We start from the raw sequence: 20,644 nt of genomic DNA, 5'->3' as shown, positions 1-20,644 counted from the left end.
GTCATTGGCCCGGGTCCGCGCGACCCGGAAAGATCAGCCGGAAGCAGGTCACCTGCCCCGGTGTCGATTCCACCTGCGCGGTGCCATGGTGCAGATCCATGATGGTCTTGACGATGGCGAGCCCAATACCTGATGACTCGCCGGAGTTGGCCCGGGCGGGGTCCGCACGGAAAAACCGGTCGAACAGCTTCGGCAGATGCTCCGCTGCAATGCCCGGGCCCGAGTTCGACACCTCGATCCGCACCTGCGCGCCCACCTCGCGCCCCCACAGGCGCACCTGTGTTCCGGTGGGCGCGTACCGAACGGCATTGGAGATCAGGTTGCCGACGGCGCGCCGCAGCAGCGCCGGATCCGCATAGACCTGGCCTTGCGCATCGACGAGGACGCTGATACCCCGGGCCTCCGCAAGCAGTTCGAAGTAGTCCGCCTGCCGCTCCAGCTCGGTGGCAAGATCCAGCGCCGCGTAGTGCACCGCCACGCGCGCGTTGTCGGCCCGGGCCAAGAACAGCATGTTCTCGATCATGCGCCCAAGGCGCTCGTATTCTTCCACGTTTGACACCAGCAGTGCCTGGTATTCCTCCACCGACCGGTCGCTGGCAAGCGCCACTTGCGTCTGTCCGAGCAGGTTGTTGATAGGCGTGCGGAAGTCGTGCGCCAGGTCTGCGGAGAACTGCGACAAGCGTTCGTAGCGCTCGCGCAGCCGCTCAATCATGTGCTCCAACGCCAGCGCCAGTTCATTGAGTTCCACGGGAAGCAGTGACGGATCGACGGGTAGCGCTCCGCTGGTGAACGTCACGGCCCGGGTGCCGGCGGCTATGCGACGCAATGGCGCCATGCCGGTGCGCAGGGCGGCGTAGCCAAGCACGCCCGCGGCCAGGGCACCGAGGCACGTCGCCATGACCAGCTTCCAACGGTAGGCGCGCAACAGTGCCACGCGCGACGCAGCAACCTGGTAGACCGTGACTTGCACCGGCAGCGGCTGCGCGCCGGCGTGCGCGAGCATCGAGATGCCGCGCACAGGCAGTCCGTCGGCGCGGCTCCATGTGCGGATCGATGCCGGCCCGATCGGCGCTCCCAGCGGCAGCACCGGGGCTTCGGGCTGCACGCTCGGCTCTGCTCCCGCTGCCACCAGCGGCGTGCCGTCGGGCGCGCTGGCGCGCAAGCCGTACTCAGCATTGCCGGCGACCACGCCGCCGAGCTCGCTCCACCGCTCGGCGTTGCTCCCTCCCGTCTCGGCCAGTTCGGCGCGGGCGCGGGCGGCCTTGCGCAGAAGTTCCGCGTCGTCCCGCTCAATGATCTGCATGGCCAGCGCGTGATAGAGGTATAGCCCGACCCCGGCAAACGCGCTCCCCGCAATCAGCGCAAAGGCCAGCGCGAGCCGCGCGGTAAGTGAACCGGCTGACTTCACGACTGGCGCGCTTCGAGGACGTAGCCGATGCCGCGCACGCTGTGGATCAGCTTCGGCGCGAAATGGTCATCCATCTTGGCACGCAGCCGCCGGACGGCAACGTCGACCACGTTGGTGTCGCTGTCGAAATTCATGTCCCACACGTGCGATGCAATCTGGGTACGGCTCAGTACCTCGCCGTGCCGCCGCGCAAGAAAGTGCAGAAGCGCGAATTCACGCGGCGTCAGGTCGATGCGCTGCTCGCCACGGGTAACGCGGTGGCGAATCAGGTCTATCGCCAGGTCTGCGATCTCGATCCGGTCGGCTTCGCGCAGAGGCCCCCGCCGCAGCAATGTGCGCACGCGTGCCAACAACTCCACGAACGCGAACGGCTTTGCCAGGTAGTCGTCGCCGCCAAGCTCCAGGCCGCGCACCCGGTCCTCCAGATCGTCGCGGGCGGTGAGGAACAATACCGGCGTGTCCTTGTGCTCGCGCAGTTGCCTGAGCAGGTCCCAGCCGTTCATCCCGGGGAGCATGACGTCGAGGATGATCAGGTCATAGGCATGCTCCATGGCCTGATGCAGCCCATCTGCACCCGTCACCGCGACATCCACCACGAAGGCCGATTCCGTCAGGCCTTTGCGCAAGTATGCCGCCGTCTTGGGCTCGTCTTCCACCACCAGGATCTTCATTGCCTTGCGCTCCCTGTCGCCACCGTCTGGATGACATGCCGCGATCATATCCACGGCGCACCCTGCACGGAATGACAAGACTGTAATCGTTCCGCCCGCGTTTGATCCCCTGCCGCAGTCAAACGAAAGTATGATGCTCGCGCTACTGCGTCCCCGAGCCACAGGATTTTCCCCGCGCTACTCGCTATACCGCAGTGATGACATCATCGCCAGGCTCGCGCCGCGCCAGTGACAGCCCCACAACGGGCGGCAAGAACCGATCGTCAGTTCACGCAAGGTCCGGTGCGCCGCATCGGCGATGCCGCCCCAAGGAATGCAGTGAACAGGCATAACGCCGTCCGAAGGGCCGCGCGCGGGTATATGAAGCACGCGAGCACCTGTTCGCTACGGCTTTCCCCATACAGGCACCAGGTGCAGAAATGCTCGCAGTTATTAGTCAGCAGCCTGTAGCGATCCTCGCCTAACCGCGCGCGTGCACGCCGCACGGCCGCGTGCCTGCCGTACAACGGATCAGCACTCGGTTCGACCGAGACTTCATATCCGGCGGCGAAACGCGTGATGCTGACTTCCTCGACAGGGCCGGGACGCAACGACCCGGCAAGCCCCGCGTAATGCACCACTTTGCCGTCACCCACATAAATGCCATGGTGGCAGTAGCCGTGCCGGGGGGTGACGAGATGGGCGCCAAGTGGCGGTTCTGTACCTGCATCGAGCGGGCGCTGTGTCACGACTGCGTTCGCAGTGCGATTGGCTTGCCCATATTCAAGCGCCCTAGCGGTCAGGTGAACTTGAGAGAAGCGTAATCCCAGCAATACATTAATTACAATTAAACATTCCTCTACTAGCCATAAGATTTTGTTTATGCCATGCGTTTGACTACTGGATCGGCGAGGCGCGGGTAAGCGGTGCCTGCACGCTTTGTGCGAAGGTCAATGTGCTTACGGTGCCGGGGGACTGCTCCTCAGGCGCGCGCACGCCGGACCGCGCTGGCTGCCAGCAGCACCGTCAGTCCGACCGCGAACAGCGGCCCCGCCCTTTGCGCAGGGACGGCATGCATGGCTCCCATCCCCCACGAAGCCATCACCCAGGCCACCACGCCGATGGCCAGCCAGCCGTCATCCACGAGGAGCCCCATAACTTCGTCGGCCACCTTCGCGAGGCGACCCCGAGCGGGCGGATGCTCGCCGGCGGCTGCATTCGGCTGCGCCGGGGACGTCTTGCGCAGACGCCTGCAGAGATGAACCATTGCCAGTGCAATGACGGCGAAGACGCCGATCAGTGTCAGGACCGCCCAGTCTTCACCCGGCCAAAACAGGCCGATGCCCTCGCCTGCCCAGAAGGTGCCGAAAGCAGCGAGCATGACACCGACGCCGAACTTGAGGGCATTCTCCGGAACATTCGCCAGCGGTCGATGCAGCCACAGGCCGAGCGCCACCACCACAAGCAGCGCAAGGCCAGCACCAATGGACGCAGGAAGGATCATGCGGCCGCCCGCGCCAATCGCAATGACGATGAACACCACCTCAATCCCTTCGAGCATCACGATCTTGAAGGCGGTCGCGAATGCCACTACATCGATCGCCCTGCCCGATGGTCCGGCTTGCCGGCGCAAGGCTTCGGTTTGCGCGGTGAACGCCTGATCTTCATCGTGCATAGGCAAGATGCCCGCCGCCCGCAGCACCGCCTTGCGCAACCAGCGCATGCCGAACAGCAGCAACAACGTGCCAACGACCAGTTGGGCCACCGGCAGCGGAATCCTGACGAGCACGGGGCCAGCTACGGCAACCAATAGCATCAGGGCCGCCAGCGAAGCTGCAGTCCCCAGCAGCGCCGAGCGCCAGCCGCGGACGGCGCCAACCGCCAGCACGATGGTGAGTGCTTCCACGAACTCGACCAGGGAGGCCATGAATGCAGCAAGTATCGAAGGTCCTGCCGAAGTCCATTCAGGCATGTCCCGCTCCAGTTCTTCAGGATGAAAAGGTTCGCTCGCTGGCGCGTGCAGTGCTCTCCCGCGAAGCAATTCCAGATAAGGAGGCCGCATCTTTGCGGTGGTGCTGCGCCGGGGCGCTCAACCGCCGGCGTCTTTCGCGTGCGACGGCGTGGATTCTACTTAGTGCGGGGGGCGTGCAACGCTGTCAATGCGATTACGGATTTGTCATTCCCAGCGTTCGCCGGACATTAACAATTGTTAATGAACCGCCAACCCGGCCTTAATTCGAGGTCGTGCAGAGTGCAACCCCACGCTCCTCACAAACTACTGCTGAGCCATGAATTTGCACGAAACACATCGGCGCAGTGCCTGTCTGGCTGCCACGCTGGCGGCCCTCGCGCTCGCGGCGTGCGGTCCGGCAAAACAAGCGAGTTCAAAGACAGCGACCCCGGAAGTCACTGTGGTCGCGGTCAAGCGGTCCAGCGTTCCGGTCTCCGTGGAACTCCCGGGCCGTACCTCTCCATACCTCATTGCGCAGGTCCGCGCCCGTGTTGACGGCATCGTGCAAAAGCGCAGTTTCCAGGAAGGCGCTGACGTCAAGGCGAACCAGACGCTGTACCAGATCGATCCGGCTCAGTATCGCGCCGCGTTGAACAGCGCGGCAGCGGCGCTGCAGAAGGCAGAAGCGAATCTTGCCACGACGACCGCGCAGGCGGAGCGTTACCAGGTGCTTATTGCCGGCAATGCCGTCAGCCAACAAGCTTACGACAACGCGGTCGCGGCCCGGAAGCAGGCCGCCGCGGATGTTGCCGCCAGCAAGGCTGCCGTCGAGATGGCAAGGCTCAACCTGGGATATACCGACGTGGTAGCGCCGATTGCCGGTCGCAGCGGCATTTCGCAGGTCACCCAGGGCGCCTATGTGCAGGGAAGCGCCGCAACGCTGCTGACCACCGTGCAGCAGATCGATCCGATCTATGTCGACCTCAACCAGGCAAGCGTCGCCGCGCTGCAGCTTCGTCGCGACGTGGCCAGCGGACAGATAAGGCCGAACGGCCCGGACCAGGTCAAGGTGACGCTCACGCTGGAGGACGGTACGCAGTATCCCCTGACCGGCAAGCTTGAATTCAGCGGCATTACGGTCGATCCGGCCACCGGCTCGGTGACAGTGCGCACGATCTTCCCGAACCCGAAGTACGTGCTGCTACCGGGCATGTTCGTGCGCGCCCGCTTCGAGCAAGGCATGAATGAAAATGCGTTCCTGGTGCCGGTTCCGGCCGTCAGCCACAACCCGCAGGGGCAGGCAACCGCCCTTGTCGTCGGCCCTGACAACAAGGTGGTCCAACGCACGATTCAAGCACAAAGCACGCTCGGCGACAAGTGGATAGTCACCGGCGGCCTGAACGATGGCGAACGGATCGTCGTGGCCGGTGGCCAGAAAGTGCAAGCCGGGATGCTGGTGCAGGCAGTCGAAGCACAAGGCCAGGCCGCGCAGGCCGCGGCAGGAGCGGACAAGGGCGGCGCGCCTGCGACACGCCAGGATCCTGTGCTTGCACGGGCGCAATAAGGGGCGGACTTCGACATGGCACGATTCTTCATTGACCGGCCGATCTTCGCAATCGTCCTCTCCATCCTCATCATGCTGGCAGGAGGACTGGCCATCCGGTCGCTGCCGATCGAGCAGTTTCCGCCAGTCGCGCCGCCCTCGGTCCAGATCAGCACCACCTATCCGGGTGCATCGGCGACGACGGTGCAGAACACCGTGGTCCAGGTGATCGAACAGCAGATGAGCGGGATCGATAACCTGCTTTACATGTCGTCGGCCAGCGACGATACCGGCCAGTCCACCACCACGCTCACGTTCGCCAGCGGCACCGACCCGAACATCGCCCAGGTGCAGGTGCAGAACAAACTGCAACTGGCCGTGCCGCTGCTGCCGGCCCAGGTGCAGCAGTCCGGGGTACGCGTCACCAAGTCTACCAACGCGTTCCTGATGGTGATCGGCTTTGAGTCGGCCGACAACAGCATGAACAAGTTCGACATCGCCAACTATGTCGTCTCCAATGTTCAGGATCCGATCAGCCGAATCAACGGCGTCGGCAACATGAACGTCTTCGGCACGCAGTACGCAATGCGGATCTGGCTCGATCCGGCCCGGCTCAACAGCTACTCGCTCACCCCGATCGATGTCACCACGGCGCTGCAAAGCCAGAACGTGCAGATCTCCGGCGGCCAGCTCGGCGGAACACCGGCCGTGCAGGGCCAGCAACTGAGCGCGACGATTACTGAATCAACGCTGCTGCGCACCAGCGAGGATTTCGGCAACATTCTGCTCAAGGTTCTGCCGGGCGGTGCGCAGGTCAGGCTGCGTGACGTCGCGCGCATCAATCTCGGGGCGGAGAGCTTCAACGTTGACAACAAGTACAGCGGCCAGCCAGCCTCCGGCATTGGTATCCAGCTGGCACCAGGCGGCAACGCGCTGGTCACGGCCGCTGCGATACGCGCACGCATCAAGGAGCTGGAGCCGTATTACCCGCATGGGCTGAAGGTGGTCTACCCGAACGACGTCACGCCCTTCATCAAGGTCTCGATAGAAGAAGTGATCAAGACCCTGCTGGAAGGCATCGTACTGGTGTTCCTGGTGATGTACCTGTTCCTGCAAAACCTCCGCGCCACCCTGATCCCGTCGATCACGGTGCCGGTGGTCTTGCTGGGGACGTTCGGCGTGATGTCGGCGCTTGGCTTCACGATCAATACGCTGTCGATGTTCGGCCTGGTGCTTGCCATCGGCCTGCTGGTGGACGATGCCATCGTGGTGGTGGAAAACGTCGAGCGCGTGATGCATGAAGACGGACTGTCCCCGCTTGAGGCAACCCGCAAGGCGATGGGACAGATCAGCAGTGCGCTGATCGGCGTGGCGATGGTGCTGTGCGCGGTGTTCGTGCCGGTAGCGTTCTCCAGTGGCACGGTGGGCGGGATCTACCGCCAGTTCTCGCTCACGATCGTTTCCTCGATGCTGCTGTCAGTATTCGTTGCGCTTTCGCTCACGCCCGCGCTGTGTGCAATGCTGCTGAAGCCGCCGCGCGAGGACCATGGCCAGAAGAAGGGATTCTTTGGCTGGTTCAACCGCGCCTTTGACAAGGGCCGGGACCAGTATGTGCATGGGGTACGTCACGTCGCCGCCCGGTCCGGACGCTGGCTGATCATCTACGCGGCGGTCGTAGCTGCCGTCGGCCTGATGTTTGTCCGGCTGCCGACGTCGTTCCTGCCGAACGAGGACCAGGGCTTCATGTTCGTCCAGGTCCAGACACCGCCGGGCGCCACGCAGGCGCGCACAGGTGCGGTACTCGATGAAGTCAGCAACTATCTGCTGAAGGATGAAGCAGCCATGGTCGAGGCCACCTTCATGGTGAATGGCTTCAACAATGCCGGGCGGGGCCAGAGCCAGGGCCAGCTGTTCGTCCGGCTCAAGGACTGGAGCCAGCGGAACCGTCCCGAGCTGTCGGCGAGGGCGCTTTCCGAGCGCATCATCAAGCGCTATGCCCCGTACAAAAACGCCGTCATTTTTCCCGTCAGCCCACCGCCGATCCGAGGCTTGGGCGCTGCTGCCGGCTTTGACTTCGAGCTCGAGGATCGCGGCGGCCTTGGCCATGATGCGCTGGCCAAGGCCCGCGACCAGCTCCTGGCGCTGGCAAGACAGGACCCGGACCTCGCCCAGGTGCGCTTCAACGGGCAGCAGGACAACCCCACGTTCAAGGTGAATATCGATCGAGAGAAAGCCGCCGCGCTCGGCGTCAGCATCAGCGACGTCGACCAGACCTTCTCGACATCCTGGGGCTCGCGCTATGTCAACAATTTCCTCGACACCGACGGACGCATCAAGAAGGTGTACGTGCAGGCTGACGCCCCTTATCGCATGAATCCGGACGACACGAAGCTGCTCTATGTGCGCAACAGCGGCGGCACCATGGTGCCCTTCTCCGCCTTCGCCACGTCTGCATGGACATACGGCCCGCCTGTCCTGCAGCGCTATAACGGCGTCGAAGCCATGGAGATCCAGGGCCAGGCAGCACCGGGAAAGAGTTCCGGTCAGGCAATGCTCGCCATGGAGCGGCTGGCGAAGCAACTGCCCCCCGGTATCGGCTTCGAGTGGACGGGTACATCATTGGAGCAGCAGCAGTCCAGCTCACAGGCCCCCGTCCTGTACGGGTTGTCGATCCTCGTGGTGTTCCTGAGCCTGGCCGCCCTCTATGAAAGCTGGTCGATTCCGGTCTCCGTCATCATGGTGGTGCCGCTCGGCATCCTGGGCGCGCTCGGCGCCACGACGTTGATGGGCTTGTCCAACGACGTGTACTTCCAGGTTGGCCTGCTCACCACGATCGGTCTGTCGGCAAAGAACGCGATTCTTGTCGTCGAATTTGCACGCGAGCGCCACGCCCAGGGCCTCACAGCGCTCCAGGCGGCAATAGAAGCCGCGCACATGCGGATGCGCCCGATCGTGATGACCTCCATGGCCTTCATGCTTGGCGTGCTGCCGCTTGCGCTGGCAGCCGGTGCAGGCTCGGCCAGCCAGAATGCAATCGGCACCGGGGTGATAGGCGGCATGTTGACCGCCACCTTTGTGGCGACGTTCCTGATACCGATGTTCTATGTCGTGGTCAGCAGCCGGCTTGGCAAAAAGAAGGAACCGGTCGAGCCGACAGCCCCCCCGATGGCCGCAGCCGACCACAGCACCGGAGGTGCATTGAAATGAAGCCATACAAATGCGTCGCGGGTGCCCTGCTCGTGACCCTCGCCGCAGGCTGCTCGCTGCAGCCGGTATACAAGCGACCGGAAACCCCAGTGGCTGGGGCATTCCCCGCGGGCGAGGCCTACAAGACCACTTCAGTCGGAGCGGGCAGCGCAGCGCAGCCGGCGGCGGATATCGGCTGGCGCAATTTCCTTTCCGATCCTCGCCTGCAGCGGCTGGTCGAACTCGCCCTGCAGAACAACCGGGACCTGCGCGTCGCCGTGCTGAACGTCGAGAAAGTCCAGGCGCAATACCGCATCCAGAATGCGGCAATGTATCCGCAGGTGAACGCCGGCGCGAGCGCGTCGGCCAAGAGCGCGTCGGGCGGCGGTTCGGCCGCCAACGCGACCGCCTCCCGCAACTATTCGGCGGGTCTTTCGGCGTCCCGGGAGATCGACTTCTTCGGCCGCCTGCGCAGCCTCTCGGATGCGGCGTTCGAGCAGTACCTGGCGAGTGCCTACGCGCGTCAGGCGGCAGAGATCCTGCTGGTGTCCGAAATCGCCGATCAGTACCTCACCACGCTCGCGTACGACGAGCAGCTCGCGGTGACGCGGAGCACGCTGGAGACTGCGCTGGCAGCATACAAGATCGTCAAACTGCAGTTCGACACAGGCACCGCGTCGGAACTGGACTTGCGCCTGTCGCAGACCACCGTGGAACAGGCACAGGCAAATTACGCCGCCCAGGTCCGGTTGCGCGCGCAGGCCGAGAATGCGCTGGTATTGCTCGTCGGCCAGCCATTGCCGCCCGGCCTGCCCGCACCTGTCAGGCTCGGCGCCCAACCGATCCTTGCCGACATCCCTGCCGGCCTGCCTTCGGATCTTCTGCAGCGCCGCCCCGACATCCTGCAGGCAGAGGCGGTCCTGCGTTCGGAGAATGCGAACATTGGCGCTGCACGCGCGGCATTCTTTCCGAGCATCTCCTTGACAGGCACCTTCGGCACGGCCAGCGCGGCACTCGGTGGCTTGTTCGCAGCCGGTTCCAGCGCATGGTCCTTCATCCCCTCGCTGGTCATGCCGATCTTCACCGCCGGCGCGAACCAGGCCAACCTGGATGTGGCGTCCGTTCAGAAGGACATCGGCATCGCGCAATACGAGAAGGCCGTCCAAACCGATTTCCGCGAGGTTTCCGACGGGCTGGCGGCGCGCGGCACCTACGACGACCAACTGGCGGCGCAACAGCGCTACACCGATACCCAGCAACGCCGGCTGGCACTGGCCAACATGCTCTACGCGAGCGGCACGGACAGCTATCTGAGCGTGCTGACCGCACAGACCGACTTGTACAACGCGCAGCAGGCGCTGGTCACGACACGCCTGAACCGCCTGACCAGTCTGGTCGACCTGTACCGATCGCTCGGTGGCGGCTGGGTCCAGCGCACCGGCGATGCTCCGCGGCAGGGGGCAAGTGCCCCAATAGCCTCGCGATCGTAGTGAATGACGGTTGCATCAGGGCGCTGGCCACGGAATCACACTGTCCCTGATATTTTCAAAGACAATGCAGAGACCAGATATTGCACGAGCGGGGTTCCTTGCAATCACCATGGCAAAGCGGGATACAGCATGAAACTATTGATCGTAGAGGACAATGAGCGGGTCGCCCAGTTCCTGAAGAAGGGCCTGAGCGAAGCGGGACACACCGCGGATCACGCCGGCAACGGGCGCGACGGCATGTTCCTCGCTGCAAGCGAGCCTTACGATGCGATCATCATGGATCGCATGTTGCCCGGCGGCATTGACGGCCTCGCGATCATCGAGGCGCTGCGCAGGACTGGAAACAAGGTCCCTATCCTTATCCTGAGCGCCCTGGCTGATGTCGATGACCGCATTCGGGGCCTCAAGAGCGGCGGTGACGATTATCTTGTCAAGCCCTTTGCCTTCGGCGAACTGCTGGCACGGCTCGACGCCCTCCTGCGACGTTCGCAGGACGGTCGTGCCGAGACAACGCTCACGCTGGACGACCTGTCCATGGACCTGCTTTCCCATAAGGTAACGCGCGCGGGCAAGGCCGTCGCGCTGCAACCGCGCGAGTTCAAGCTGCTCGAATACCTGATGCGCCACGCAAACCAGGTAGTGACACGAACCATGCTGCTGGAAAATGTGTGGGACTATCATTTCGACCCACAGAGCAATGTGGTCGACGTTCACGTGAGCAAGCTGCGCCAGAAGATCGATGACGGCAGCAGGCGGCAATTGCTGCGGACGATTCGCAACGCCGGCTACATGATGACGGCAGATGATTAAGCGCCTGCGCTTCTCAGCACTGAATGTAGGGCTCAGCTATGTTGCGATGAGCCTCGTTGTGCTCGGCCTGTTCGCCACGCCACTCTTATACGCCTGGCACGACACCATCGAGCAAAGTCGAACCGAGGTGCTGCACGCCGATGCGCGAAGTATGACGAACCTCTTTGCCAGGCGGGGTCCCGATGCGCTTGCGACCGCGATTGGAATGCGCGTGGGCGGGGAACTTGAGGACGTGGAGCACACCTTCATTCTGTTCGCTGATCCGGCACTGGCAAAGCTTGCCGGCAATCTGCCGGCATGGCCCCGCGAGGTTTCCACATCGCCAGGCATGCATGCAGCGTCAATCGAAGGTCGAAACCGGATGGTGGCAGCCGTGCTGCTACACAAGGTACTTCCCGGTGGGTATCACCTGTTATTGGGACGGGACATCAGTCGGTTCGAAAAGCTCGAAGCGTTGTTCATGTCTGGACTGGCGGGCGCGGCCTGCATGGTTTTGCTGCTTGGCGTAGCAGGCGGGTTGCTGGTCCGTCGCGCGCTGCTCTCGAAGGTACACGACATCAACCGGGCAGCCGCAGCCATCATGCAAGGCAATCTCGCGCACCGATTGCCTGCCTACGGCGGTGAAAACGAGCTCAACACGCTCGTAGAGACCGAGAACCGCATGCTCGATCAGATCGAGCATCTGGTTGAGGGCATCCGAAACGTGTCCAATGCGATCGCGCATGACCTGCGCACACCGCTGGCCGAATTGCGTTCCCGCCTGGAGGAGCTGACGGTGACCCGGCCTGGCCCGGAACAGACCTTCATCGAGATCGATAGCGCAATCGCCGACGTCGACCGCGTCATGGGTGTCTTCAACGCACTGCTGCGCCTGGCGGAGATTGACTCCGGCATGCGCCGCGCCGGGTTCATCGAAGTTGACGCATCCGCGGTAGCAGGTGAAGCCGCCGAATTCTACCAACCCGTCGCGGAACTCCAGGGTGTCGCCCTGTCTTTCACGTCGTCCGGACCCCTTATGCTGGCGGGCGATCCCCTGCTTCTTGCGCAGGCGGTCGGGAACCTTATCGACAACGCGCTCAAGTATGCCCAGAACAATGGGACGATCGCCGTCGAAGCGTCGCTCCGCCCGGACGGGGCGATCGAGATCGCCGTGTCAGACGATGGGCCAGGTATCCCCGACGAAGAGAAGAACCAAGTGCTCGAGCGCTTCTACCGCGGCGACGCAAGCCGCAGTACACCGGGCGTGGGATTGGGGCTCAGTCTCGTGGCCGCCGTCGCGAAGCTGCACGGGGGCGCCCTTGAACTGACCGACAATCACCCCGGGTTAAGGGCTACGCTAGTCCTTTTGCCAAGCCATATCAGGAAATGCTCATGACTGCCCCCCACCCTCCAAAACTGCGGGCCAACCGCTTGCGTTGCTTGTGTTTCTGTTTGCCAGCGCTCATCGCTGTTGCCTGCGTCGGTCACGCGCACTCCGCAGTCACTATGGAGGATCCCGCTCCCAATGCGCCAGCACCCTCCGTCACCAGCTGTGTCTCGTGTCATGGCGCATCAGGGGCTGGTACGGCGACTGGCGTGCCAAGGCTCGCGGGAAAGAACCCGGAGTATCTTGCGCATGCATTGTCCATGTTCAGGGCAGGAACGCGGGCGAGCGTTGTCATGCAAAGCGTTGCACATGACCTTTCCGACAGCGAAATAAGCAGCCTCGCGGTGTACTTCTCCGCCCAGAACCCCCCGCGCGTCCAGGCCGAACACCCTCCCTCGCCGGCCAAGGTGATGGCCGGCAAGCAACTGGCCGAGCTGGGAGCGGCGCCGGGCGTTCCGGCTTGCTTTAGTTGCCATGCGGCCGATGGAAAAGGCAATGGCGCGCGCTATCCGGGCATTGCCGGCGAGCCCGCGCCATTTGTCATCAACCGGCTTCACGAGTTCCAGGCCCGCGCGAAGGCGGGAATATCATCGCCAGGGACGATGACGGCCGTGGCTGCGACGCTGAGCGAGCGGCAGATTGAAGAGGCTGCGGCATATTTGTCGGTGATCGAGCCGTGATGGCCAGCGCCACGCTTCCTGCATCGGGCGCTTACCATACCTGGGGATCCTCTTGCGACGGTCGGCGTGGCGTCCGTCCGATGGCAACGGCACTTCCGCGGCCGCGCAGAAGATCCTGAGCATATCGAGTCGATTAAGCATGCACCCTCGGCGATAGCCTCAACGGCAGGCACACGAGAGACTCCCGCTACCTAGACCAGACGTCCTTCCGCAGCCCTCCCTCGGTCAACGCGCACAGTGCAACGGCAGACCAGTCGTGCTCGGCACCAATGCCTCGCGAGCGCACAGCAAGAAAACGATCGTGAATGAAGCTCGCAAGCGGGAGCGGCACGCCGAGCGCCTCCGCGGCCGCCAGCATCAGGCGGTTGTCCTTCTGGCCGAGCGGCAGCGAAAAGCCAACCGGCTGGAACTGTTGCGACGCGATCATCGAACCATAGATCTTGTAAGGCGGCGCGTTGAAGTTGGCGTTCGTCAGCAGATCAATGAAGTGCGTCGGGTCGATTCCCGCCTTGCCCGCCACGGCGCAGGCTTCGCCCAGCGTCTCGATGATCACGGACAACATGAAATTGCCGATCAACTTGACGAGGTTCGCCTGCGACGGATCGGCGCCAACGATGCCGACGGACTGCCCCAGCCGTTCAAGCAGCGGCACCGCAACCTTCAGATGCTCGTCCTCGCCTGCGGCCATGATGAAAAGCTTGCGCGCCGCGGCGGCGTCGGGCCGGCCGAACACCGGCGCCGAGACGAAGCCCACTCCGGCTTCACGATGCCGGACTGTCAGGGCCTGTGCCGTATCCCTGCCGATCGTGCTGAGCGAGATATGCAGCGCGCCCGGCTTCAGGCCCGCGAGGATGCCGGTCTCGCCTGACGTGACCGATGTGAGCGCGGCATCGTCGGCCACCATCGAAAAGACGACATCCGCCAGCTGAGCCGCCTGTGCCGGGCTACCGGCGACCGTAGCCCCAGCCTTGCGCAGCGGTTCGGCACGTGCAGGGTTGCGGTTGAAAACGTGGACGTCGTGGCCGTCCTCGACAAGGTTCCTGGCAATCGCGGCGCCCATTGCGCCAAGGCCGATGAATCCGATCTGCATGATGAAACTCCCGAATGATGACTATTGTTACTAAGCAGCGGCCGTGGCGCGCAGCCCGGGCGCCATGAATTCAGGACCAACCGGATCGGTCACATGCTGTGCGAGCAATGCATCAATGTCGGCCAGGTCCTGCGCGCTCAACTTCCACCCGAACGCGTCACCAATGCCGCCCAACTGGTCCGGGCGACGCGCGCCCCATAGCGCAATCGTCGGGCCCTGGTCGAGAATCCAGCGGATCGCCAGGGCCAGCACCGATTTGCCATGGCGCTCGCGCGCCAGCACTGCGAGCGCATCGACGGCCGCCAGGTACTGCGCAAAACGCGGGCCCCGGAACTTGGGGTCCGAATTGCGCAGGTCGTCGCCGTCGAATGTGGTGGACGCATTCATCCTGCCGGACAGCAGGCCGCGGCAAAGCGCGCCGTAGGCGAGCACGACAAGTCCGTCTTTGCGCGCATAGGGCAGTACCTCGGCTTCGACCGCGCGCTCGAACAGATTGTACGGGGGCTGGACCGCCGCAAGCGGCGCGGCCGCCGAGAACGCATCCATCTGCATTGGCGAATAGTTGCTGACGCCGATCGCCAGGATCTTGCCTTCGGTGCGCAGCTTCTCCAGTTCGGCCGCGGTTTCTGCAAAGGGCACCAGCGTGTCGGGCCAATGCACCTGGTACAGGTCGATGTAGTCGGTACGCAAGCGGCGCAATGAATCTTCGACTTCCTGCCGGATGCGCGCCGGCGTGGCGTTGCGCCGCACGCCATCGGCGCCCCATTCGAGCCCGACCTTGGTCGCGATCACCGCATGCTGGCGCATGCCGGCCAGCGCCTTGCCGACCACTTCTTCCGAGTGGCCAAAGCCATATACCGGCGCGGTATCGATGAGGTTGATGCCCTGGTCGAGGGCGCAGCGGATGGTCGCCACGGAGGCCTCGTCGTCAGCGCCGCCCCACATCCATCCGCCTATCGCCCATGTGCCCAGCCCGATGCGCGATACCGGAACCGGGATGCCCTCAATGCGTGTCGTCTCGACCTTCATGCAAAAACTCCAATACGTGGTTAGCTGCGAGCGTGGGACTACGATGTCCCCGCCCGAGGCGCATACAATCTAGCTCATATATCGTTGAAATGAATTCAACGTTCCATTGAGGCAAGCCGCCTCCCTTTCCGATGCCCGCCCCGTGCCCGCCCCATGCCCGCCTTCACCCGTTCCCAACTTGCCGACCTGAATGTGTTCGTCACCATCTGCCGCCGCCGCAGCTTCCGGCAAGCAGCAGTTGAACTGGGCGTATCGACGTCGGCGCTGAGCCACGCCATGCGCAATCTCGAAGCGCGGCTTGGCGTGAAGCTGCTCAACCGCACCAGTCGCTCGGTCGTGCCCACTGCCGCCGGCAACGCCCTGGCCGAGCAGCTCGACCAGGGCTTTGAGACCATCGGCGCGGCCATCGACCAGCTCGACCGCTATCGCAGCTCGCCGGCCGGTCGGTTGCGTATCAACGTGCCGCGCGATGCGTCGCGACTGCTGATCGGCCCGGTCCTGCCGGCCTTCATCGACGCCTACCCCGATATCCAGCTCGACATCACCGTCGACGACCGCCTGGTCGACATCATTGCCGACGGCTACGACGCCGGCATCCGCTACGGCGACACGGTCGCACGCGACATGATTGCAGTGCCGCTGACGCCACCGCTGCGCTGGGTCGTGGTGGCTTCCCCCGCATACCTGGCGCGGCACGGACGGCCGAAGAAGCCGGACGACCTGATGCGGCACGCGTGCATCCGGATACGCATCGGCGACAACTCGTTGTACCGGTGGGAGCTTGGCAATGGCCGGGAGGCGCTGGAACTTGACGTGCCCGGCCCGATCACCGCGAACGAAACCGACACGGCCGTGGAGGCCGCGCTCAACGGTGTTGGGCTCGCGTACTGCCTCGAACGCCGCGTGGCCGATGACATTGCGGCCGGCCGGCTCGAAGTGGTGCTGCCGAAATGGGCGGTCGCCGGACCGCCCATGGTCATGTACTACCCGAGCCGGCGCCAGACGCTGCCGGGCCTGCGTCAGCTGATCGACATGATCCGGCTTGACCAGCGCCCACAGCACCTGACGGCCAAAGGGTAAGAACTCATTCTTGACGTTTCGTCCAACTCTGGATAATCTGTCCACATGACGAAACGAACCCCGGAGCAGCAAGCGCTGCTCGAGCAACTCAAGCAAGTGGCGCAGGGCCTCGGCGAGACCCTGGCGCCGTTTTGCGAAGTGGTGGTCCACGACCTGCTGCATCCCGAGCAGGCCATCCTGGCGATCCATAACAATCTGTCGGGCCGCCAGCCTGGCGATCCGGCCACAGAGCTCGGCCTCGCGCGCATCGCCGATCCGCAGTACCAGCAGATCATCGCCAACTATGCGAACCAGTTCGCCGACGGCCGCCAGGCCAAGAGCACGTCCATCGGCATCAAGGATTCGACCGGGAAATACATCGCGGCCCTGTGCCTGAATGTGGACCTTTCCCTGTTTCGCGGCTTGCAGAGCATGCTGGGGCAGTTTGGCAGCGTCGGCGCGGCCGCCGGCGTGACCGAATCGCTCGACCCGGTCAGTGCAGACGCCATCCGGCATCGCATCGACCAGTTCGCGGCACGGCTCGCGACCACGCCCCGCTCGCTCAAGGCGACGGACCGGCGCGCACTGATACGCGAACTCAAGGACGCGGGCTGCATGGAAGTGCGCCGCGCAATGGAAATCGTCGCGATGCATCTGGGTGTATCGCGCGCAACGGTGTACAGCGATGCCAAGTGACGCGCGCCTGCTGCTGCTCGACAAGAACGAGGTCGAGGCCCTGTTGCTTCCCGACGATGTGCTGCAGGCCGTGAATGAGGCCTTCGTCCTGCATAGTCAGCGCGAGGGTCGTGTCTTCCCTGTCGTGCGCGAGCCGCTCGCAACGGGCGGCGTATTCGGCATCAAGTCAGGCGATGTGCAGGCGCAAGGCTTGCTCGGCTTCAAGGCCGCGGGCTTCTGGCCGGACAACCGCCGGCTTGGCGGTGAGCCGCACCAGGCCACCATCATGCTGATCGATCCGGCTACCGGACGGCCCGTCTGCATCATCGACGGCAATGCGGTCACGACCATGCGCACGGGCGCCGCCGGCGGCCTGGGGCTGCAACAGTTGGCGCGTGCCGACAGCACCCGCTTGTGCGTGTTCGGCACCGGCGTACAGGCTCGCGTGCAAGTGAGCTTTGCGCTGCAGATGTTGCCGGCGCTGTGCGAGATCCGCTATGCCACGGTGGACGGCAAGCGCGATGCGGCATTTGAAGCGGTCTTCGCCCAACGTTGCGACATCGCGCCGGCAGGCGACGCCAATGCCGCCGTGGCGCAGAGCGACGTAGTGATCACCGCCACCCCGGGCGGCGGCGCATTGTTCGAACAGAAATCCGTGCAAGCCGGTACGCACCTGAATTGCGTCGGTGCCGACACGAAAGGCAAGCGCGAACTGCCCCCTGGCCTGCTGGAGCGCGTGCGCCTGTTTGTCGACGACCGGGCCCAGGCGCAACAGATCGGCGAGACCCAGTGGGCCCCCGATACGCCGTGCACGGAACTTGGCGATCTGCTGACGGGAAAGGCTTGCGCGAACCGGCAACCGACCGACATCACGGTCTTCGACATGACCGGTCTCGCGCTGCAGGACCTGACCGTGGCACGCATGCTCCATCAGCGCGCCCGCACGGCGCGCATGGGTTCCGGCATCGCGTGGTCCTGGTAAAGGTGCGACAGGGGGTGTAACAGCTTCAGTGCTTGCAAAGCAGGACCCGCTCATTTTGACGATTTCCCCGTAGCCGCCGCGCGGCTACGGCGCCTTGCCCACGGCACGCCAGCGATGCGCTTCCGGACCGGTCAAGGACCTCCATACCTCCCTCTCGTCCGGAGATATTTCATGCGCCTCACTACTGCCTTCAAAGCTCTCGCACTCAGTGCTGCCTGTTGCTTCAGCGCCTTTGCCCAGGCGGCCGACCCGTGGCCGCATAAGCCGGTTACCGTCATCGTCGCCTCCGCGGCCGGCGGATCGGCCGACGTATTGACCCGCATCGTGCTGACGCACCTCGCGAAGGAAACCAACGCCAGCTTTGTCGTCGACAATCGCCCCGGTGCCGCGGGCAACATCGGCATGGCCCAGGTCAAGCGCGCCGCGCCGGACGGGTATACGCTGGGCTACGGCAACATCAACACCCTCGCCATCAACCCGGCGCTGTTCACCAGGCTTCCCTACGATGTGCGGCAGGACTTCGTGCCCGTGGGCCAGATGTTCTCCATCTACAACCTGCTGGTGGTACGTGCAGACTCCCCGGTGAAGAATGTGGCCGAGCTGCTGGCCCTGGCGAAGAAATCGCCGGGCAAGCTGTCGTACGCCGCCGCGGGCACCGGCAGCAGCGGCCACATGGGCGGCGAACTGCTCAAGAAGATGGCCGGCGTCGACGTGCTGTTCATTCCGTACAACGGCGACCCCGCGTCCCTGACCGACCTTGCCGGCGGCCGGCTCGACTACACCATTACCAATGCATCGGTGGCCTGGCCGCTGATCAAGAGCGGCAAGCTGCGCGCGCTGGCGATCACCAGCCGCGAACGCGTTGCGCTGTATCCCAATGTGCCAACGCTCAATGAGTCGGGCCTGAAGGGGTATGAGAACGTCTCGTGGGGTGGCCTGGTCGTTCCCAAGGGCACGCCGCAGCCCATCGTCGACAAGCTTGGCACGGCGCTGGAAAAGGTGCTGAAGTCCGACCAGTTGCGCCAGGACCTGTCCAATGCCAACGCCGTCGCTGCCACCGCCACCCGCGAAGAGTTCGTCCGTTTCATCGCCAGCGAGCAGAAGAAATGGGCCGCCCTGGTCGAGAGCGCGAAGATCCCCAAGCAGAACTGAGCCAACCGCCGACCATGTCCAATCCCCGCGTTGCAATTCTCGGCTTTGCCATCGAATCGAACCGCTTTGCGCCAGTGTCCACGCGTACCGACTTCGTGGACCGGGCTTACCTCGCCGGCAGTGCGCTGCTGTCGGATGCGCGCGCCGCGGCGCCCGCCATGACGCCAGAGATCCCGGCCTTTGTGCGCCGCATGGATAGCAAGGGACTGTGGACGCCAGTCCCGATCCTGTTCGCCAATGCGGAGTCAGGCGGCCCGGTCGAGCACGGCTTTTTCATGGAGACGCTCGCCACCTTTGAACGGGAGTTGCGCGCCGCCTTGCCGTTGGATGCGGTCTACCTCTGCGAGCACGGCGCTGCCATTACCACCGAGGAGGATGACCCCGACGGCCTGGTCTTCGAGCTGGTGAGGTCCATTGTCGGACCGTCGGTGCCGATCGTCGCCACCATCGACCTGCACGCGAACGTGTCCGATCGCATGGTGGATGCGGTGGACACCCTGATTTCCTATCGCCGCAATCCGCATACCGACATGGCCGAGCGCGGCACGGACGCGGCAGACATCCTCGTCGAGCTGATGCAAGGCGCGCGCTTCTGCGTCGCGCACGTGCGCATGCCGGTCTGTGCACCGCCGACCCAGCTGTTGACCGCGTCCGGCACCGGTCCTTACGCCGACATGATCGAGGCGGCGGAAGCGCTGGACGATCCGCGCATCGTCAATATCTCGGTGGTGGGCGGCTTTGCCTTCGGCGACACCCCGAAGAACGGCCTGACAGTGATCGTCACGACCCGCGACGATGCCGAGCTTGCGCGGCAGATCGCCCGGGATCTGGTCATGCCTGCGTGGGACGGCCGCGCCGCCTTCACGCCCGCGTTGACGTCCCTTGAAGAGGCGGTAGCACTGGCCAGGGCCGCCGGCGAGGATCGCACGCTCCCGCCTGTGTTGCTGGCTGATGTGGCCGACAACCCCGGCGGCGGCGGACGCGGCAATACGCCCTTCCTGCTGGCGGCGCTATTGCACGCGGACGTGCGCGACGCCGTGCTCGGCGTGGTCACGGACGCCGAACTCAGCGCCGACGCCCATGCCTTTGGCGAGGGCGCGGCTTTCACCGCCCACTTCAATCGCGACGAACGCACCACGTACTCCAATGCGTTCAGCGCGCCCGCCACGGTGCTGCGGCTGCATTCGGGCAAAGGCGTGGGTCGCAGGGGGCAGCTGGCCGGGTGCAGTTTCAACCTGGGCCCATCGGCGCTGCTGCAAGTCGGCGGCGTGCAGGTGGTGGTGATCACCAACCGCCATCAATGTCACGAGCCCGTTTTGCTGGAGATGTTCGGCATCGATATCGCCGCCGCGCGCACGGTGGTGGTGAAATCGCGTGGCCATTTCCGCGCGGCGTTCGACGAGTTCTTTGACCTCGAGCAAATTTTCAGCGTCGACGCCCCGGGTCTGACCTCGCCGGTGCTGTCCCGCTTCGACTTCCAGCGCCTGCCCCGTCCGGTGGTCCCGCTCGATGCCATGACCACGTGGAAGCCGCATATCCGGCTGCTGCGCGAGCACGGCGCGCCCGCATAACT

17 protein-coding genes are annotated in these 20,644 nt (G+C 64.3%); 11 read left to right on the top strand and 6 right to left on the bottom strand.

The window, feature by feature from the left end; translation table 11 throughout:
* Position 1: 1 nt before the first annotated feature.
* The 4 genes from RS901_RS14970 to RS901_RS14955 form a co-directional block, all read right to left on the bottom strand.
* On the bottom strand, positions 2-1,408 hold the full coding sequence (locus tag RS901_RS14970; protein ID WP_316149586.1) for a heavy metal sensor histidine kinase: 1,407 nt from the start codon (positions 1,406-1,408) through the stop codon (positions 2-4).
* Positions 1,405-2,079, bottom strand: coding sequence for a heavy metal response regulator transcription factor (locus RS901_RS14965; RefSeq protein ID WP_316149585.1), 675 nt, complete (start codon positions 2,077-2,079; stop codon positions 1,405-1,407). Before RS901_RS14965 ends, RS901_RS14970 begins: the two co-directional genes overlap by 4 nt.
* A gap of 263 nt (positions 2,080-2,342) precedes the next feature.
* Complete coding sequence (locus tag RS901_RS14960) at positions 2,343-2,807, bottom strand: lecithin retinol acyltransferase family protein (protein WP_316149584.1); 465 nt, start codon at positions 2,805-2,807, stop codon at positions 2,343-2,345.
* A gap of 233 nt (positions 2,808-3,040) precedes the next feature.
* Entirely contained in the window at positions 3,041-4,030 is a 990-nt protein-coding gene (locus tag RS901_RS14955; protein WP_316149583.1) for a hypothetical protein, read from the bottom strand.
* 316 nt (positions 4,031-4,346) lie between these two features.
* Here RS901_RS14955 and RS901_RS14950 point away from each other — a divergent pair, with 316 nt between their 5' ends.
* The 6 genes from RS901_RS14950 (at position 4,347) to RS901_RS14925 (ending at position 13,084) form a co-directional block, all read left to right on the top strand.
* A complete protein-coding gene (locus tag RS901_RS14950; RefSeq protein ID WP_316149582.1) occupies positions 4,347-5,573 on the top strand; it encodes an efflux RND transporter periplasmic adaptor subunit in 1,227 nt (408 codons plus the stop codon).
* Positions 5,574-5,588: 15 nt separating this feature from the next.
* Entirely contained in the window at positions 5,589-8,759 is a 3,171-nt protein-coding gene (locus RS901_RS14945; protein WP_316149581.1) for an efflux RND transporter permease subunit, read from the top strand.
* Positions 8,756-10,228, top strand: a complete 1,473-nt coding sequence (locus tag RS901_RS14940) for an efflux transporter outer membrane subunit (protein ID WP_316149580.1) — start codon at positions 8,756-8,758, stop codon at positions 10,226-10,228. Before RS901_RS14945 ends, RS901_RS14940 begins: the two co-directional genes overlap by 4 nt.
* A gap of 129 nt (positions 10,229-10,357) precedes the next feature.
* Positions 10,358-11,038: a response regulator transcription factor gene (locus RS901_RS14935; protein WP_316149578.1), complete on the top strand. Its 681-nt coding sequence runs from the start codon at positions 10,358-10,360 to the stop codon at positions 11,036-11,038.
* Complete coding sequence (locus tag RS901_RS14930) at positions 11,031-12,413, top strand: HAMP domain-containing sensor histidine kinase (protein ID WP_316149577.1); 1,383 nt, start codon at positions 11,031-11,033, stop codon at positions 12,411-12,413. The genes RS901_RS14935 and RS901_RS14930 overlap by 8 nt, the downstream gene beginning before the upstream one ends.
* Positions 12,404-13,084 (top strand): c-type cytochrome, encoded by a 681-nt coding sequence (locus tag RS901_RS14925; RefSeq protein WP_316149575.1) that lies wholly within the window; start codon positions 12,404-12,406, stop codon positions 13,082-13,084. The genes RS901_RS14930 and RS901_RS14925 overlap by 10 nt, the downstream gene beginning before the upstream one ends.
* Positions 13,085-13,271: 187 nt before the next feature.
* On the opposite strand, the gene RS901_RS14920 is transcribed toward RS901_RS14925, so the two are convergent.
* Together RS901_RS14920 and RS901_RS14915 are read right to left on the bottom strand one after the other, a co-directional pair.
* Positions 13,272-14,174 (bottom strand): NAD(P)-dependent oxidoreductase, encoded by a 903-nt coding sequence (locus RS901_RS14920; RefSeq protein ID WP_316149573.1) that lies wholly within the window; start codon positions 14,172-14,174, stop codon positions 13,272-13,274.
* A 30-nt stretch (positions 14,175-14,204) separates the two neighbouring features.
* Positions 14,205-15,203 (bottom strand): aldo/keto reductase, encoded by a 999-nt coding sequence (locus RS901_RS14915; protein WP_316149572.1) that lies wholly within the window; start codon positions 15,201-15,203, stop codon positions 14,205-14,207.
* A gap of 153 nt (positions 15,204-15,356) precedes the next feature.
* Between RS901_RS14915 and RS901_RS14910 the strand changes: the two genes are divergently transcribed.
* The 5 genes from RS901_RS14910 (at position 15,357) to RS901_RS14890 (ending at position 20,642) form a co-directional block, all read left to right on the top strand.
* On the top strand, positions 15,357-16,283 hold the full coding sequence (locus tag RS901_RS14910) for a LysR family transcriptional regulator (RefSeq protein ID WP_316149571.1): 927 nt from the start codon (positions 15,357-15,359) through the stop codon (positions 16,281-16,283).
* Positions 16,284-16,328: 45 nt separating this feature from the next.
* Positions 16,329-16,958: a helix-turn-helix transcriptional regulator gene (locus RS901_RS14905; RefSeq protein WP_316149570.1), complete on the top strand. Its 630-nt coding sequence runs from the start codon at positions 16,329-16,331 to the stop codon at positions 16,956-16,958.
* Positions 16,948-17,919, top strand: a complete 972-nt coding sequence (locus tag RS901_RS14900; protein ID WP_316149569.1) for an ornithine cyclodeaminase family protein — start codon at positions 16,948-16,950, stop codon at positions 17,917-17,919. The genes RS901_RS14905 and RS901_RS14900 overlap by 11 nt, the downstream gene beginning before the upstream one ends.
* Before the next feature lie 171 nt (positions 17,920-18,090).
* A complete protein-coding gene (locus RS901_RS14895; RefSeq protein WP_316149568.1) occupies positions 18,091-19,071 on the top strand; it encodes a tripartite tricarboxylate transporter substrate binding protein in 981 nt (326 codons plus the stop codon).
* A gap of 14 nt (positions 19,072-19,085) precedes the next feature.
* Positions 19,086-20,642, top strand: a complete 1,557-nt coding sequence (locus RS901_RS14890) for a M81 family metallopeptidase (RefSeq protein WP_316149567.1) — start codon at positions 19,086-19,088, stop codon at positions 20,640-20,642.
* Positions 20,643-20,644 lie beyond the last annotated feature (2 nt).

The sequence above is a fragment of the Cupriavidus sp. BIC8F genome (genome assembly GCF_032465815.1).
Taxonomy (GTDB): Bacteria; Pseudomonadota; Gammaproteobacteria; order Burkholderiales; family Burkholderiaceae; genus Cupriavidus; species Cupriavidus necator.
This window is presented reverse-complemented; position numbering and strand designations above follow the sequence as displayed.